Origin of the sequence: Kerstersia gyiorum (assembly GCF_048595715.1) — a bacterium.
GTDB classification, from domain to species: Bacteria; Pseudomonadota; Gammaproteobacteria; order Burkholderiales; family Burkholderiaceae_B; genus Kerstersia; species Kerstersia gyiorum.
In genome coordinates, this window is sequence record NZ_CP169556.1 from 3,578,275 (window position 1) to 3,594,398 (window position 16,124).

General features: G+C 63.6%; 15 protein-coding genes. 3 read left to right on the forward strand and 12 right to left on the reverse strand.

Annotated features, from left to right (window positions below):
• Window positions 1–86: 86 nt before the first annotated feature.
• From ACEW7X_RS15635 to ACEW7X_RS15655, 5 genes are all read right to left on the reverse strand, one after another.
• Window positions 87–1,349 carry a putative Na+/H+ antiporter gene (locus ACEW7X_RS15635; protein WP_068367556.1) on the reverse strand — a complete coding sequence of 421 codons (1,263 nt, stop codon included), beginning with the start codon at window positions 1,347–1,349 and terminating at the stop codon, window positions 87–89.
• A 698-nt stretch (window positions 1,350–2,047) separates the two neighbouring features.
• The gene (locus ACEW7X_RS15640; RefSeq protein WP_420177407.1) at window positions 2,048–3,409 is read right to left on the reverse strand and encodes an LLM class flavin-dependent oxidoreductase; all 1,362 of its coding nucleotides are present in this window, start codon (window positions 3,407–3,409) and stop codon (window positions 2,048–2,050) included.
• A gap of 18 nt (window positions 3,410–3,427) precedes the next feature.
• Complete coding sequence (locus tag ACEW7X_RS15645; protein ID WP_127775316.1) at window positions 3,428–4,261, reverse strand: ABC transporter permease; 834 nt, start codon at window positions 4,259–4,261, stop codon at window positions 3,428–3,430.
• Complete coding sequence (locus ACEW7X_RS15650) at window positions 4,254–5,138, reverse strand: ABC transporter ATP-binding protein (protein ID WP_127775317.1); 885 nt, start codon at window positions 5,136–5,138, stop codon at window positions 4,254–4,256. Before ACEW7X_RS15650 ends, ACEW7X_RS15645 begins: the two co-directional genes overlap by 8 nt.
• Complete coding sequence (locus ACEW7X_RS15655) at window positions 5,135–6,139, reverse strand: ABC transporter substrate-binding protein (protein ID WP_420177408.1); 1,005 nt, start codon at window positions 6,137–6,139, stop codon at window positions 5,135–5,137. Before ACEW7X_RS15655 ends, ACEW7X_RS15650 begins: the two co-directional genes overlap by 4 nt.
• A 297-nt stretch (window positions 6,140–6,436) precedes the next feature.
• On the opposite strand from ACEW7X_RS15655, the gene ACEW7X_RS15660 reads away from it, so the two are divergent.
• Window positions 6,437–7,642, forward strand: a complete 1,206-nt coding sequence (locus ACEW7X_RS15660; RefSeq protein WP_068367569.1) for an MFS transporter — start codon at window positions 6,437–6,439, stop codon at window positions 7,640–7,642.
• A 7-nt stretch (window positions 7,643–7,649) separates the two neighbouring features.
• Here ACEW7X_RS15660 and ACEW7X_RS15665 read toward each other — a convergent pair whose 3' ends face one another.
• From ACEW7X_RS15665 to ehuB, 5 genes are all read right to left on the reverse strand, one after another.
• Window positions 7,650–8,942 (reverse strand): TIGR03862 family flavoprotein, encoded by a 1,293-nt coding sequence (locus ACEW7X_RS15665; protein ID WP_068367571.1) that lies wholly within the window; start codon window positions 8,940–8,942, stop codon window positions 7,650–7,652.
• 103 nt (window positions 8,943–9,045) lie between these two features.
• A complete protein-coding gene (ehuA, locus tag ACEW7X_RS15670; RefSeq protein WP_420177937.1) occupies window positions 9,046–9,813 on the reverse strand; it encodes an ectoine/hydroxyectoine ABC transporter ATP-binding protein EhuA in 768 nt (255 codons plus the stop codon).
• Between the two features lie 74 nt (window positions 9,814–9,887).
• Window positions 9,888–10,550, reverse strand: coding sequence for an ectoine/hydroxyectoine ABC transporter permease subunit EhuD (ehuD, locus tag ACEW7X_RS15675; RefSeq protein ID WP_202969509.1), 663 nt, complete (start codon window positions 10,548–10,550; stop codon window positions 9,888–9,890).
• A complete protein-coding gene (ehuC, locus tag ACEW7X_RS15680; RefSeq protein ID WP_207224886.1) occupies window positions 10,547–11,194 on the reverse strand; it encodes an ectoine/hydroxyectoine ABC transporter permease subunit EhuC in 648 nt (215 codons plus the stop codon). Before ehuC ends, ehuD begins: the two co-directional genes overlap by 4 nt.
• Window positions 11,195–11,266: 72 nt before the next feature.
• Complete coding sequence (ehuB, locus tag ACEW7X_RS15685) at window positions 11,267–12,118, reverse strand: ectoine/hydroxyectoine ABC transporter substrate-binding protein EhuB (protein WP_420177409.1); 852 nt, start codon at window positions 12,116–12,118, stop codon at window positions 11,267–11,269.
• 398 nt (window positions 12,119–12,516) lie between these two features.
• Here ehuB and ACEW7X_RS15690 point away from each other — a divergent pair, with 398 nt between their 5' ends.
• Both ACEW7X_RS15690 and trmA read left to right on the forward strand, forming a co-directional pair.
• Window positions 12,517–12,999, forward strand: a complete 483-nt coding sequence (locus tag ACEW7X_RS15690; protein ID WP_068367576.1) for a MarR family winged helix-turn-helix transcriptional regulator — start codon at window positions 12,517–12,519, stop codon at window positions 12,997–12,999.
• Window positions 13,000–13,067: 68 nt separating this feature from the next.
• Window positions 13,068–14,156 carry a tRNA (uridine(54)-C5)-methyltransferase TrmA gene (gene trmA, locus ACEW7X_RS15695; protein WP_420177410.1) on the forward strand — a complete coding sequence of 363 codons (1,089 nt, stop codon included), beginning with the start codon at window positions 13,068–13,070 and terminating at the stop codon, window positions 14,154–14,156.
• A 31-nt stretch (window positions 14,157–14,187) separates the two neighbouring features.
• On the opposite strand, the gene ACEW7X_RS15700 is transcribed toward trmA, so the two are convergent.
• Complete coding sequence (locus tag ACEW7X_RS15700; protein WP_068367580.1) at window positions 14,188–15,501, reverse strand: TRAP transporter large permease; 1,314 nt, start codon at window positions 15,499–15,501, stop codon at window positions 14,188–14,190.
• Between the two features lies 1 nt (window position 15,502).
• Window positions 15,503–16,012 (reverse strand): TRAP transporter small permease subunit, encoded by a 510-nt coding sequence (locus ACEW7X_RS15705; RefSeq protein ID WP_165389936.1) that lies wholly within the window; start codon window positions 16,010–16,012, stop codon window positions 15,503–15,505.
• Between the last annotated feature and the right edge of the window lie 112 nt (window positions 16,013–16,124).

Consider the following 16,124-nt stretch of genomic DNA (forward strand, 5'->3'; position numbering starts at 1 on the left):
ATCCCGCCTGCCACAACCGTCCGTTTGCGCACGATATCAGGACAAAGCAGTGCCTCTGGCCAGCCCGGCCGGCCCCTGCGCCGGATTCAGACCGGCAGCAGGAACATGGCCGCCGCCACGGCTGTCGGCACCAGCGCCGACAGCAGCAGGCGCCCGGCGGAAATACTGCCATCCGGGAACGCATGCTTGAGGATGGCGTAGCCCGCCGGATTGGGAGCATTGGCGATGACCGTCAGCCCCCCGCCCGTCACGGCGCCGGCCACCAGCATATAGCGCCAGGCCTCCGAGGTGCCGTCCACCAGCGACCCCAGATAGGTCAGGGCCGCATTGTCCGTTACAGCCGTAAGCAGCGTCGCGCCCCAGAACAGTACCTGGGGAGCAAGACCGCCCAGCAGGTCCTGCAACCACCATTTCTGCATGCCGCCCAGCACCACCAGGCCAGCCAGGAAAAAGCCCACCATCAGCCCTTCCTTGAGCATCAGTGGCGACTGGAAACGCTTGTAGGCCTGCGTATAGCCCATGAACATCAGGAAGAGACCCAGGAAAACCGCTGGGTGATGCGCCGTCACGACAATGCAGACGAGGAAAGCCAGATGCACCAGCGTGCATATCCAGGGCACCTGCACGTCTTGCTGCTTGCCGGCCTGCACTTCCCCGGCCAGCAGCACCCGGCGGCAGACCAGGGTCAGCAGGGAGGCATTGATCACCACGGCCAGCGCGGCACGCCAACCGAAATGCGCCGCCATGAAAGTACTATCCCAACCGAAGGTGGAGGCCACCATCAGGACAGGCGGCGCGGCATAGGAGGTCAGGACGCCGCCGATGGAGACATTGACGAACAACACCCCTAGCGTCAGGTACTTGAAGCCGGCCTGGCCCGGACGCCGGAAATAGGCATCGCGCAACAGCAGCGCCGCCAGCGTCATGGCAGCAGGCTCGGTAATGAACGACCCGGCCAGGGGTACGGCCGACATGGTGACGAAGAACAGCGCCAATTCGCGTGGCACCGGCAGCAGGCGCGCCAGGGCGCGCACCACAACGCCCACCAGTTCGATGATGGGCCGGCTGGAAGCCACCACCATAATGACGAACACGAACAGCGGCTCAGTGAAGTTGCGCGTGTCCATGTATTCGATCATCGGCCCGGCGCCCTGCAGCGCTGCCATGCCGACCAGGAAGGCAAAGGCCCACAGGCCGAAGACGGCCTCGACCTCGGCGAACATGTGCCACAACCCGGCATGCGGGCCGTTGCGGTGCGCCAGCCGGGCGAACACCGGCACGGAAAACGTATGGATGATGGCAATGGCGAACAAGGCGGTCGCCAGGATTTCCAGAGTTGAAACCTGCATGGGGGAATATCCGTAATCTGTGCCCGGACGGCCTTCCAGGAGCCGTGCATCGGGCGGTTTGTCTCTCGTTGTTCGAGTCTCGTTCAGCGGCAGTGGCCGCTGGCGACCGGCAGCCCGGCATCAGCCGCCCGGATCAGGCGGCCGGATCGGGCGACCCGATCAGGTGGCTTCAGGCGCCGCATGCGCCAGCACTCGGCGCATGGTCGGACTGGCGCGGCGCCACGCCGAAACGCCACGGCAACCCGGGCCGGGATAGCCGGGCCAAGCAGGCAAGCAGCAGAAGGAACAAAAGGAAGCCGGCCCCATGCACGACGGAACGGCAGCAGCGCCTGCGGCGCCACGCAGGGGCGCGGCCAGGCATGCGCCGGACGCTTGCAGGAAAGAGGGGGACGGAGGTGAAGATGGCGCAGGTGAAGATGGCGCAGGCGGCGAAGGCGGCACAGGCAGCACGAACGCAAGGGTTCGCGGGCGCACGGGCAGACGGAAGTCATGGACGCGATGGCTCCGCGCGGCGGCCCGACCAGCGCATGAACCTGTCTCGCCGCAATATGCGGCTAACACCCTGCTGCGTATTCTACATAGCGCCGCAGGGGATCGCCATCATTTTCGCCCTGCGCCCGGCTCAATGCGGGACAACCCCGATCACCCGGCACCACCCTGGCCTGGCCCGGTATCGCGGCCAGGCCAGGGCGCTGTCTTCAGGCCGCAGCCCGGCTGCGGGTACCCGCTTCCACGTCCACCGGCACGCGCAGGCCCAGGTTGGCGCGCAGGGTATCGCCTTCATATTCTTCACGGAACAGGCCGCGCCGACGCAATTCCGGCAGTACGCCGGCGATGAACTCGGTCAGGCCGCCGGGCAAAGTGGGCGGCATGATATTGAAACCGTCCGCGCCGCCGCCCACGAAATATGCCTCCAGTTCGTCCGCGACATCCTTGGCCGTACCGACCAGTTGCCAATGGCCACGCGCCCCGGCGATCTTGCGCGCCAATTGCAGGATGCTCAGGTTTTCATCACGCGCCAGGGCAAGCAGCAGTTGCTGGCGGCTTTGCCCGCCATTGGAAACCGGCAGGGTCGGCAACGGCCCATCCACCGGATAGCCCGTCAGATCGAAGCCGATCATGTCGGACAAAAGGTGTACCGCCACTTCCGGATGGATCAGGGCCTGCAAGGCCTCGAACTTCTCCTGGGCCTCAGTGCGGCTGGCGCCGATGACTGGAAAAATGCCGGGCATGATTTTCAGGTCGTCCGGATCGCGGCCGTAGGCCTGCACCCGGCTTTTCAAGGTTCGGTAGAACGCCTGCGCTTCCTCCAGGGTGCGCTGCGCCGTAAACACGACTTCCGCCGTGCGCGCCGCCAGCTCTATCCCCGGCCCCGACGAGCCTGCCTGCACGATGACCGGATGCCCCTGCGCGGACGGCGCCACGTGCAACGGCCCCTGCACCTGGAAATGCCGGCCGGCGTGGCGGGTATCACGCAGCTTGGCCGGGTCGTAGTAGCGACCCTCAGGCTTGTCGTACAGGAAAGCATCCGGCGCCCAGGATTGCCAGAGTTTGAGCACGACATCGACAAACTCCTCGGCGCGCTCATAGCGCAGGTCATGCTGCAGGTGACGGCCGGCACCGAAATTGTCCGCCTCGGACTGATGATTCGACGTCACCAGATTCCAGCCTGCCCGCCCCTGGCTGATAAGGTCCAGCGAGGCAAATTTCCTGGCGACATTGAATGGCTCGTTGAATGATGTCGACACCGTCGCAATCAGGCCGATCCGGTGCGTCACCGCCGCCAGGCCCGACAGCAGCGTCAACGGTTCGAAATAAGACACCCGCGCCGTGCGCGAACTGGCGCTGGCCGAGGTATCGCCGGCAGACAGGGTATCGGCCAGGAATACCGCATCGAAGCGCGCCGCCTCGGCCTCTTGCGCGATGCGCGCATACGCAGCGAAATCCCGCCCCAGATCCGCCTGCGCCCCGGGATGGCGCCAGGCGGCAACATGGTGGCCCGGCGCCATCAGGAAAGCGCCCAGTTTCAGTTGCCTGCGTGCCTGCTTGCTCATATCCATTCTCCTTCAGGCCTTATCTCAGGCCGGCTGCCCTTTCCAGGTCGTGAAGTGCTGCTCCAGACGTTGCAGCAGATAGTTCAGGACGACACCGATCACCGTGATGGCGATGATGCCGAAATACATGTCCGGTATCAGGAAACTGTACTGGGCATAGATGATCAGATAGCCCAAGCCGGCCTTGGCCCCCACCATTTCAGTAGCGATCAGCACCAGCATGGCCGACGCGCTGGCCAGCCGTATGCCGACGAAAATCGTCGGCACCGACGCCGGCAGGATGACCTTGCTAAACAATTGCCAGGGTGTGGCCCCCATGGTCCGTGCCGATTTGATCAGCAAGGGGTCCACCTGCTTGACCGCCGCGATCGTGTTGAGCAGCAGCGGCCAGGAGCAGGCATACACCACCATGCTGACTTTGGAGACCTCGCCGATCCCAAGCAACAGGATGAATACCGGCAGCAGCGCCAGCGGCGCCGTATTGCGCAGCAATTCGATCAGCGGATTGAGGAAATCCCCCAGCCGGCCGTACCAGCCGACCGCCAGGCCCAGCGGCACGGCATAGGCCACGGAAATAGCAAGCCCCCCGACTGCGCGCAGCAAGCTAACGCTGGTGTGCTCCCAAAGCTGGCCATTGAGCGCCAGCACCCAGCCCGCTTCCAGGACCTCGCTGAGTGGCGGCAGGAAGACGCGATCTATCCAGCCCAGGCGGGGCACCAGTTCCCAGACGGCGATCAGGATCAACACCAACGCCGAACGCCAGGCCAGCCGGGCCAGGCGTACCTGCAGTTGCGGCCAGGAAGGCCATGCCAGGACGGGCTTGCCCGCCGGCAGGACGGCAGAAGATGATTCAGACATGGCTGGGCTCCTTGATCAATGGCTGGCGTGCGATACGCTCGCGGCGTGCCTGGCGCGCCGTACTGATTTCGTCATGCAGCTGCGTCCAGATTTCATGGCGCAGCTCACCAAACAATGGCAGCGACCGCACATCATCGACATCGGCCCGCAAAGCATCCGGAATATCAACGATGTGCTTGATGCGGCCTGGCCGAGATGTCATGACCGCCACTCTCTGCCCCAGCACCACGGCTTCGTCTATGCCGTGCGTGATGAAGACGATGGTTTTGCCTGTGCGCTGCCAGATGTCTACCAGCTCCTCCTGCAGCGTTTCTCGCGTCTGCGCATCCAGCGCCGCAAACGGCTCATCCATCAGCAGCACCTGGGGGTCGTAAGCCAGACTGCGCGCAATCGCCACGCGCTGCTTCATGCCGCCGGACAACTCGTGCGGGTAACGGCTGGCAAAGGCTCCCAACCCAACCAGGTCCAGATAGTGCAGCGCCTGTTCGCGCCGCTGGCGCCGGTTCAGGCCAGCCACCTCCAGGCCGAACGCCACGTTATCCAGCGCGGTGCGCCAGGGGAACAGGGCATATTGCTGGAACACCACGCCACGGTCACGCGCCGGGCCACGTATCGGCACCCCATCGAGCAGCACCTGACCGCTGGTGGGCAGCGACAGGCCAGCCAGCAAGTCCAGCAACGTCGACTTGCCGCAGCCGCTGGGCCCGACCAGCACCAGGAATTCACCCGCATGTATCTCGAGATCCAGCCCGTCGACCGCAACGAACCGTTGATCCCGGGCGCCGTTCTCGGCACGCACCTGGAACTCCTTGCGCACCTGCTGAAAACGAATCTTCACCGCTCCGTGGCGCGCCTGGCCTGCCGTCTGCGCACTCATGGCCGCGCCCCGTCGCCGGCAGCACCGGCATAGGGATTGAACTCGTTGGTGTAGAGACTGGCAGGCTGAACCTGGCCCGCCTGCAGCAGGCCGTCCTTCACCAGCCAATTTATCCATATCTGGAATTCGTCATCGGTGATGAGCCCGCCCGGCTGGGCCACGCCGGTACTCTTCCAGTAGGGAATCGCATCGGCACTCTCCGCGCGCCGGCGTTCCTTGATGATGCGCGTATAGCGCGCCCGCACCTCGTCCGGCGGTGTCTCCCGTGCCCACTCTATCGCCCGGGCCAGTGCCGTCACGAGATGGCGCGTAGTATTGGGGTTCTTCGCAATAAAATCATCTCGCAGCACATAGCTGCCCGCCGTGAAGGTGCCGAACAGATCCTGGTCGGTAAACAACGGATGAATGCCGCCGCGCTCCAGCGCCTTATCGCGCAGTACGCCGCCCAGCTGCGCCACGTCGACATTGGCGCTGCGCAGGCTTTGCTCGGCCGCGACCGGCGGCGTGACGATCAGCGATACCTGCTTGGCATCCTGGGCGTTGAGACCCGCACGCTCCAGGTATTCACGCACCATGAATTCGTGGTGCGCGCCCAATGTATTGACCGCCACTTTCTTGCCAATCAAATCCTGCGCGCTTTTTATCGGACTGTCATCGGTTACGTAATAACCGGTCCAGGTATGATCGTCGACGCCGTAATAACCAATCACGGCAGTCACCGGCGCTTTCTTGCTCAGCAATTTGACGACTGCGCCATTAAATGCCCCGCCAATATCCGTGTCGCGCGTCACGACCGCCTGAATGTCCTGTGGCCCGCTGATCGTATTGCCTACCCATTTGGCCTGCAATGGCGCAAGGAACCCCAGGTCGTCGGCCAATTCTATCCATATCACCTGTCCGGCCCAGCCCTGATAGCGGATTTCCGTCTGTTCCAGCGCGGCTGGCTGCCCGTCCCCCTGTGCTGCCGCCGCTATTGGCGTTGCCGCCATGGCGGCGGACAAAATAATTCCTGCGGCCTGGCCAGGCCATTTCCAAAAATGCACCATGAGAATTCCCGCGTAGATTTGATTGTTTTGATACCTCCTTGCCAGTATCTTTGCCGCCGCCAAACAGCGTCAAATACAATTAATTCATTTACTTCCCCAAGCATGAATTAATAACAATCCCACCGTAGCAAACGCGAATAACCAAATAGAAAACCAGATGCAATGAAAATCGCCAGGCGGCAGATAATTAAAAGACGGAATATTTCCGGTATTCCGTCTTTCCGGCTTGCAGCCGCCTTTCCCGAGCGTGACATGCACATAGATACCGGCCGCCGCCCTGCTGCCCTGGGCGCCGCCTTCGCCTTTCTGGCCCGGCACCGCTTCCTGGCCTCGTTCGCCGCCCTTTCCCTGTTCATGGGCATCAGTGTGGGCCTGGCAAAAATCAACACCACGCTCTATGCCCTGCACCTCCAGGCCTCCCCCTGGCTGCTCGGGCTGGTCGCCGCCGGCCAGAGCCTGGGGATTCTGTTCACCAGCCTGCCCATGGGCTACTGGGTAGAACGCTACGGGGCCGTACGGCTATTCATCGCCGGGTCGCTGGCAGCCGGCTCGCTGTATGTGATCCTGCCGCTGGTGTCCGATGCCTTGTTCCTGTTGATCGTGACGGTCGCCATCAGCGCGATCATGCCGGCGCGCTTCGTTTCCCTGAACACGGTTTTCATGGCAGCCCTCAGCCGCATCGGCCAGGAACGCGCCGGATGGTACCGGGCCACCCATATGGCTGGAATGTTCCTGCTGGGCCCCATCCTGGGCGCCAGCGTCATCGAGGCCGTCGGCTTTCGCGGCGGCTTCTGGCTGATCGCCGCCATGTTCCTGATAACGGCGCTACTGGCGCCGCTGGTTTTCACTCAACAGCCGCTGGGGCCGCCGGCGGGGCAATCCCGGCGCTTCGATACCCGTGCGCTGGTCGCCCACCCGCAAGCTCGCCGCCTGGCCTTGCGCGAGGCGTTCATACAGATGCTGCATATGTACTATGCGTTCTATATCGTGGTCATCGCGATCCAGCACCTGGGGCTGGGAGAAACGACTGCAGCGACGCTGGTCTCAGTGCAGGGGGTTGCCTTCATCCTGGCGCTGTTCCTGGGTGGCGGGCTGGTGGCCCGGCTGGGGCACGACACCAGCCTGCTCAGCGCCGCCCTGCTGGCCTGCGGCACGCTGGTACTGGGCCTGGCCGCCCAGGTGCCTCTCTTATGGCTGGGGGGCATGCTGCTGGGCGGCGGCCTGGGGCTGCTGCAAATCCAGACACTGACACAATTCGCCTTGCTGGGCCAACGCGTCGGGCTGGGCCGGGTTGCCGGTTTCCAGGCCATGGCAGGGCCCGCCGGCGCGCTGGCGGGCGGGCTGCTGGGCAGCTTTCCCGGTCAGTGGCTGGGGCAGCAGGCAGTCTTTCTGCTGTTCATACCCTTGTGCGCACTGCTGGCCTGGTCCGGCCGCCGGGAACAGGGTGAACCCGGCTGAATACCGCTCAGGCGTGCGGCACCGGCACGCCTGCGCTCTGCCTGTTCCGCAGCCAGGCGCTCACGCCCTCGGCCGCCACGGCACCGCCAGCCAGGCAGGCGGTCAACAGATAACCGCCGGTAGGCGCTTCCCAATCCAGCATTTCACCGGCGCAGAACACGCCGGGCAAGCGCAGCAACTGGCCATGCCGATCGACTTCGGCAAACTCAACGCCCCCCGCGCTGCTGATGGCTTCAGCCACCGGCCGCATGCCGGACAAGCGCACCGGCAGGCACTTGATGGCCGCAGCCAGGCGCCGGGGATCCGTGAACACCTCTGCCGGCAGGCATTCCCGCAACAAGGCCATCTTCACGCCCTTGAGGCCCAGCCGGCTCTGCAAGTGCGACGACCAGGAACGCGCACCGCGCGGACGCCGGACTTCAGCCTCCACCCAGGCCGCATCGCGTTGCGGCAGCAAGTCCAGCCACAACTGCGGCTGTTCCGCCTGCGCCAGGTGCTGGCGCAAGGCCGCGCCCAAGGCATAGATCAGCCCGCCTTCCAGGCCATAGCGCGTTGCCATGCATTCACCCCGGCGCCACACCAGGGCAGCGCTATCGTCGCCCGCCCCATCGCCCGTCCCAGGCACCGCCATGGCGACATCTTTCAGGGGTTCGCCGGCATGACGCTCAATGAAGTGCTCGCTCCAGCCGACCTGGAAGCCGGCATTGGCCGCCTGCCATGGCGCAACGGCTATCCCGCGCTCGCGCAGCCACTCCGCCCAGCGGCCATCCGTCCCCATGCGCGGCCAACTGGCGCCGCCCAGCGCCAGCACCACGGCATCCGCCACGACCTGGCGTTCGCCCGCCGGTGCGGAAAATCGCAACGCGCCATCTTCTGACCAGCCCTGCCAGCGGTGCCGCACATGCAGGCTGGCCCCATGGGCCGCCAGCCGCGCCAGCCAGGCACGCAGCAAGGGCGCAGCTTTCATGCCGGTCGGAAAGACCCTGCCGGACGATCCCACGAACGTTTCCACCCCCAGGCCTGCGGCCCAGGCGCGCACCGCCTCGGCATCAAAGGCCGCCAGCCAGGCGCCGACCTCGCCGGCACGCTCGCCATAGCGGCGCACGAAGGCATCGTGCGCCTCCGTGTGAGTCAGGTTCAGACCGCCACGTCCAGCCAGCAGGAATTTCCGGCCCGGAGAAGGCATGGCTTCGTAGATATCCACCGCCACGCCCTGGGCGGACAACCGCTCTGCGGCCATCAGGCCCGCCGGGCCTGCTCCCACGATGGCAACCCGCGCCGCTTTTCCTTCTGCATCCATGATGATCGTCCCGGCCGCCCGCCGCCTGCGGCACCGGGCCTTGTCCGCAACCCCCATGGCCGCGGAAACCGCGCGATTGTAAACCTGGCAGACGCATGCGCGATCAGGCGGCTTCCTGCACCGCGCTCAGAAAGGCCTGGGTACGCGGCTCGCGCGGCGCGGAGAAGATTTCTTCAGGCGGGCCTTCCTCGTGGATACGCCCGGCATAGAAGAAGCACACGCGATCGGCGAACTGCCGCGCAAACCCCATCTGGTGGGTCACCATGAGCATGGTCAGGTCATGCTCCTCGCCCAGTTGCTGGATGACAGACAACACCTCGCCGCACAATTCAGGGTCCAGCGCCGATGTCACTTCATCGAACAGCATGACCTTGGGCCGCATCGCCAGCGCCCGCGCAATCGCCACGCGCTGCTGCTGGCCGCCGGACAACTGGGCCGGATAGTGATCCATTTTTTCGGCCAGGCCCACCTGTTCCAGCAGCGCCCGCCCCCGCTCCAGCGCTTCTGCGGCTGGCAGCCCCAGCACCTGTACCGGCGCTTCGACGACATTCTGCAAGGCAGTGAGGTGCGGGAACAAGTTGAAGCTCTGAAACACCATGCCTATCTTGCCCCGCACCTGGCGCAGGTGCCGCTCGCTGGCCGGGACAGGCGTGCCGTCCGGCCCGGGCATATGCGTCAACCACTCGCCGTCCACTTCGATCAGGCCGCTGTCTATGTCTTCCAGCGTCATGAGTGTGCGCAGCAGCGTGGACTTGCCCGAACCGCTGGGGCCGATAATGGCGATTTTTTCATTGGGACGGACATCCAGGTTGAGCCCGTCGAGCACCTTGAAATCGCCATAGCGCTTTTCCACGTTCTGGAAGCGCACCATGTAGTCCGACGGGGCAGGCGACGGCGCGCCGGACTGCGAGCCGGGCCCGAAGGCAGAGATCATGCGAAACAGGTTCATCTTGGCAGCTCCATGCGAATTTCCAGGCGCCGCACCAGGTAGGCCAGCACCAGGCTGAGCGCGAGAAAGAACAGGCCCACCATGGTGATGGGTTCCAGATAACGGAAATGCTCGGCCCCGAGATTCTTGGCTTCCTGCATGATCTCCACCACGGTAATCGCCGACAGCACCGGCGTGTCCTTGAGCATGGCGATCATGTAGTTGCCCAATGCCGGCAGGACCGGCCTCAGCGCCTGCGGCAGGATGATGCGCCGATAGGCGCGGCCTGCCTCGAAGTTCAAGGCGCGCACGGCTTCCCATTGTGCGCGCGGCACGACATCCAGCCCCGCCCGGTAGACTTCGGCGGTATAGCTGGCGTAATACACGGCAATACCGAGTATGCCGATCTGCATCGCGGTCAGATTCAGGCCTATCGACGGCCCGACATAGAACAGAAAATACACCTGGATCAGCAGTGGCGTGCTGCGTATGAATTCGATCAGCGCCGTGGCAGGCCAGGACAACCAGGCGTGCCGGCTGCGGCGCCATACGGCCAGGAATAACCCCAGCACCACGGCTATGGCAAAACCCAGCACCGTGATCAGCAGCGTCTTCAATGACGCATGCAACAGTGCGGGCAGGATATCCCAGGCATATTTCCAGTCGATCAGTTCGCTCACGACATGCCTCCCTTCAACCTGCCGCGCGCCAGCCTGCGCTCGAGCAGCCGCATCGCGGCATTGATGCACTGCGCCATGGCGAAATACAGCAGCATCACCAGGCCGAATACCGTGACGGTCTCGAAGGTGGCCTGTTCGATCTGACGGGCGCGGAAGGTCAGGTCTGCCAGCGTGATGAGTGATACCAGCGAGGTATTCTTCAGCAGTTCGATCAGCAGGTTGGTGCCCGGCCCGATGGCCGCCAGCAAGGCTTGCGGCAGGATAATGCGGAAGAACCGCCGGCCCCGCCCCATGTTGAGCGCAATGCAGGCTTCATACTGCGCGCGCGGCACCGACAGGATAGCGCCACGCATGACTTCCGCCCCGTAGGCGCCAATGTGCAGCCCCAGGCCCAGTATGCCCACCACATAGGGCGACAGGGACACATTGAAAGGCGGCAGCGGCAACACGAAGAACAGCCAGAACAATTGCACCAGCAGCGACGTGCCCCGGAACAACTCGATATAGGCAATGCTGAACCAGCGCAGGAAGCGCCAGGGCGAGAGCCGGCCCAGCGCCCCCGCTACCGCCAGCACGATGGCAACCAGCGCGCCGAAGAACGTGATCTGCACCGTGAGCCAGGCGCCTTGCAGCAAGAGTGGCATCCAGTCAGGCACGGGAGCCTCCCGGATGAACGTCGCCCCGCCTCGGACGGACTGGGCCTGAAAATGCTGCCATTACTCCGCCTGGCAAAGCTCGGCGGCCGTCTTGTGCGTAATGTTGCGCTCGTCGAAACCGAACGGCGCGACTGCGGCCAGATGCGCCTCAGACCCCAGCCATTGTTTCAAGGCCGTATTGACAGCATCGCGCAATGCACGGTCTTCGGGACGAAATGCCAGCGCACCGTAGCCCATATGCGCCGGGTCGTCCTTGAACTCCCTCAGGGCCTCGGCACGGCCGCGCGAAAGCGCTGCCAGCCCCTGCATGGTGAGCTGCGTACCTATCGTCGCGTCCGCGCGGCCGCTCAGCACCGCCTGCAACTGCGAGGAGGTATCGGGTACCTGGACGATCTGGTCGTCGCTGATCCCAGCATCACGCGCATACTTCAGGTTAACGGTGCCAGAGGTGATCGCCAGTTTCACCGACGGATCAGCCGCGATGGACTCGTAGCTATCGAGATTCTTGGGATTGCCTTGGGCCACCAGCAGCGTATCGGGCAACTGGTAGTGCGGATCGGTAAAAAGTACCTGCTTGCAGCGCTCGGGCGTGATGTACATGCCAGCGGCGATGAGATCGAAACGCTGGGCGCGCAAGCCCGGGATCAACGCGCCCCACTCCGTCAGCACCGGTTCGATTTTCGCAATGCCCAGCGCGGGCAGGATAGCCGCGACGATCTGCGGCGATTCCCCCGTGACGTGCCCGTCCATCTCGGTATAGGCAAATGGTTTTTCATTGGCATAGCCAATGCGCGCGCCGCGTGACTGCAAGTCCTCGACCGTGGTTTGCGCCTGCGCCGAAACGCCCAGCAGCGCCATGCCCGCTGCAACGGCCAGCCTCTGCCAGGGCCGGCGTGTGAAAACCGCTTGCATCTCTATCCTCCTTGTTTTTCCCCGGCAGCGCATGTGTTACCAAGACAGGAACAGGCCATTGCATGGCCCGTCATCCACCCGGAAAATACTTAGTGATTCAATGTATTTTTTATCCTAACACCATGATTTAAACGATAACAACCTAATTTTTAGATACAAATAAAGGGAAAACCCTAGGGCAATCAAATAAAACCGATCAAATACCGGAATAATTTCATTTGAATCACTAAACATATTGATGCGTGATTTCAGACCAAAACGCCGCACACCACTTCGGGAGCCGAGCCCAGGCAAAGGCGTTAAACTTGCCTGCGCCGCCCTTCCCTAGCACTCCCCCCTCTTTTCCGTCCCCAAATCTCTCCTACCCCTTCACTCCTCTAGCTCTCTACCCGGTAAGCATGGAACAAAGCAAAACCGCCCTGGTCCTGCTGCGTCAGATCATCCGCGCCACGGATTTTTCCGACAAACAGCTCAGCCGCAGCCATGGCCTGACCTTGCCGCAGTTGCTCGCCATGCAGGCGCTCCGGGAACACGCCCCCATGCAGGGCAGCCAGCTGGCCCAGGCAATGAACCTGACGCAAGCCACCATCACCACCATCCTCGACCGCCTGGAAAAGAAAGGGCTGGTGCGCCGACGCCGCGACGAACACGACAAGCGCCGTGTCTGGATTGAACTGACCGACGCCGGTATCACCCTCATGCAGAACTCACCCGCCTGCCTGCAGGAACAGTTCGTGCAGCGCTTCGATGGCCTGCCAGGCTGGGAACAGGCCGTGCTGCTGGCCTCGCTGCAACGCCTCACCAGCCTGCTCAACGCCAGCGAGATAGACGCCGCGCCGGTGCTTGCGCTTGGCGACCTGGCGCGCGCCGAAAGCGAATAGGCCGGAACGCCGCCAGCCACCCCGGCGCTGGGTTACGATACCGCCCGGATCACCGCCCGGCCTGCACCATGTCGCACACTTATCAAGAATCCGAATACCAGACCCAGCTGGAAGCCAAGCGCCTGCGCCTGGCGCAGCTGCTGGCTCCGTTCAGCGCGCCCGCGCCTGACGTCCATGACTCGCCGCGCCAGCACTACCGCCTGCGGGCCGAGTTTCACCTCTGGCGTGACGGCGACGAGCGCCACTACGCCATGTTCGCGCCCGGCGAAGGCAAGCGTTCGCCTATCCTGCTGGAACAATTCCCGCCTGCCAGCCAGCACATCAACGCCTTGATGCCACTGCTCAAGCAAGCCTGGAACAGCAACCCGGTGCTGGGCGAGCGTCTGTTCCAGGTCGAATTCCTCACTACGCTCTCGGGCGAAGCGCTGGTCACCCTGTGCTATCACCGCAAGCTCGACGAAGCCTGGACGCGGGCCGCCACAGCACTGGCAGCACAGTTGGGCGTGAGCCTCATCGGCCGTTCGCGGGGACAGCGTTGCGTCATCGGCCAGGATTACGTCACCGAAACCCTGGCCATCCGGGGGCGCGCATTTCACTACCGGCAACCAGAAGGCGCCTTCACCCAGCCCAACGGCACGGTCAATATCAAGATGATCGAATGGGCTTGCGTCGCGCTGGGGCAACGCGATGACGACCTGCTGGAGCTGTACTGCGGCAACGGCAATTTCACCCTGCCCTTCGCCACCCAGGTGCGGCGCGTGCTGGCCACCGAAATCAGCAAGACATCGGTTGCGGCGGCGCAAGCCAATATCGCAGCCAACGGCATCGACAATCTTGTCATTGCCAGGCTGTCTGCGGAAGAATTCACGCAGGCGCTCAACAAGGTGCGCGCCTTCCAGCGCCTCAAGGACATAGACCTCGACAGCTACGACTTCGGCACGCTGTTCGTCGACCCGCCACGCGCCGGCATGGACCCGGACACCTGCGAGTTGGCCCGCCGCTTCGACCGTATCCTTTACGTATCCTGCAATCCGGAAACCCTGGCGCAGAATATCGCGCAGCTGCACGACACCCACCGCATAACACGCTGCGCGCTGTTCGACCAGTTCCCCTGGACGCACCACATGGAAAGCGGCGTGCTGCTGGAGCGGCGCTAGACGTTCCCTTTCCTGGCGCCCCCCGGCGGCGTTAGCGCATGCTGTGCACCAGGCCCATGGCGATGTTCGGGTAGGCGATGATCAGCCCCAGCACCACTGCCATGGCCACCACGAACGGCACCGTACTCGCGAATACCTGGGTAATCGGGCCGACGCGATGCGCACCATCCAAACGCATGCGCAGCCCTTGCATGACGAACAGGTTCATGCCCACCGGCGGCGTGATCAGCGACATTTCCACCAGGATCACGGCAATGATGCCGAACCACACCAGGTCCACGCCAGCCATCTTGAGGATAGGCAGCAAGATGGGCATCGTGCAAACGATCAGCGCCATGCTTTCCATGAAAGTGCCCAGCAGCACCAGGATGACGGCAATCAGCAGTATCAGCTCCAGCTGGCTCAGGCCCAGGCCGCCAATCCAGTTGGACACGGCCGCCGGCACGCCTCCCAGCGACAGCACGAACTGCAGGACGAATGCCGTCACGACGACCAGCATCACCATGCTGGTCGTCGACGCGGTGGCCAGGAACACCTCCCGCAACATGGCGCGGTTCACCCGGCGGCGTAGCAAGGCCAGGAAGAATGCCCCCACGGAGCCAAAGCCCGCCGCCTCGGTCGGCGTGGCAATGCCTGCATAAATCGTGCCCAACACCATGAACATCAGGATCAGCACCGGCACGATGGCCCGCAACCCACGGATGCGCTCCTGCCAGCTGGCCCGCGCCTGGAGCCGTGGCGCCTTGGTCGGCACCAACAGCGCCGCGATGAAAATGACCAGCATGAAGGCCACCATCATCAGCAGGCCTGGCACGATGCCTGCCATATAAAGCTGCGCGATGGATACTTCGGCCATGATCGCGTAGATGATCATGATGACGCTGGGCGGAATCAGGATACCCAGGGTGCCACCGGACGCGATGGAGCCCATGGCCAGCTTCTCGTCGTAGCCATGCCGGCGCATTTGCGGCAGCGCCACGGCGCCAATGGTGGATGTCGTCGCTACGCTGGAGCCGCAAATGGACGCGAACAGGCCGCTGGCCAGCACGTTGGAATGTAGCAGGCCGCCAGGCACGCGGCCCATCCATTTGGACAGCGTTTCATAGAGATCCTCGGTCACGCCGCTGCGCAACAGCAGTTCACCCATCAGGATGAAAAGCGGCACGACGATCAGCCCGCTATTGCTGATGTTGTTCCAGGGGATCTGCGCGAAAAAGCTCCAGATATCCCCCAGGAACAGCGAACCGGTAATCGCGGCCGTCAGCCCCAGTGCACTGGCGACGTGGAAACTCAGCATGAAGAAGGCAAACAGCACCAACAGGGAAGTTGTCACGACGGCGGCCATTTCATGCACCTCCTTCTTCTGCACCCGCGCGACCCGCAATGGCAATCAACAAGGCCAGTGTCGAGGTCAGGGCAAACACCAGGAAACCAAACGTGGAAATGGCCTGCGGGATATACAGCTGCATCTCCACAATGGACTGCGGCAGCATGGCGCCAATTTCATAGGATTCCAGCGCCATGACATAGAAGTTGCAAGTCAGTATCCATGCCAGCACCGTCAGTCCGATCAGCGCGAAAATACCGAACAGACGTTTGAGCGGCGCGGGCAACAAGGGCAGCAGGATGTCGGAACGGACATGCGTACCATTGTTGACCCCCATGGCCAATGCCCAGGATGCGCCCAGCGCCAGCGTCAGCGACGCGACCTGATCGGCCACGCCAGTGAACGGCCCACCCAGCGTGCGGCTGAGCGCATCGCCCGTCATGTAGAACGCCAGCAGCAGGAACAACAGTCCACTGACCCATGCCATGCCTTCGGCCAGGCGGGCCAGGAAATTACGTAAAACGATCACAATCATCCCCTAGGAACGGCATCCCCCTGGGCCGGCCGCGCCGTACCGGGAAACCGGGGTTGGAGGAAAAAGCCGGCGGCGCCACGCCCTGGCGGGCGCGTGCGGTGGCGAG